Origin of the sequence: Escherichia sp. AM3, assembly GCF_032029835.1 — a bacterium.
GTDB classification, from domain to species: domain Bacteria; phylum Pseudomonadota; class Gammaproteobacteria; order Enterobacterales; family Enterobacteriaceae; genus Escherichia; species Escherichia coli.
In genome coordinates this window covers 1-230 of the sequence record NZ_JAVUPQ010001373.1, presented here as the reverse complement: position 1 = coordinate 230, position 230 = coordinate 1, and the positions used below count along the sequence as shown (strand labels likewise).

The following is a 230-nucleotide window of genomic DNA, read 5'->3' as shown; positions in this document are numbered from 1 at the left end:
AGGCAGAACCGCGTTATATTATTTTGGTTCCTGTGCTGTCGGCTATCTGGATTATTGGCAGTCTGACAAGCAAAGCGTACAAAGCAGAAGTTCAGCAACGCCGTGAGGCATTTAATCGTGCGAAAATGGACTATGACCATTTAGTCCGCCAGATCCAGCAGGTAGGCGGCTTGGAAGGTTTTATCGCCAAACGGACGATGCTCGAAAAAATGAAGGACGAAATTCTCGGG

General features: G+C 47.8%; 1 pseudogene. It reads left to right on the top strand.

Annotated features, from left to right (window positions below):
- Positions 1 to 230: pseudogene (locus tag RTW80_RS31105) on the top strand (helix-hairpin-helix domain-containing protein); the annotation flags it as partial.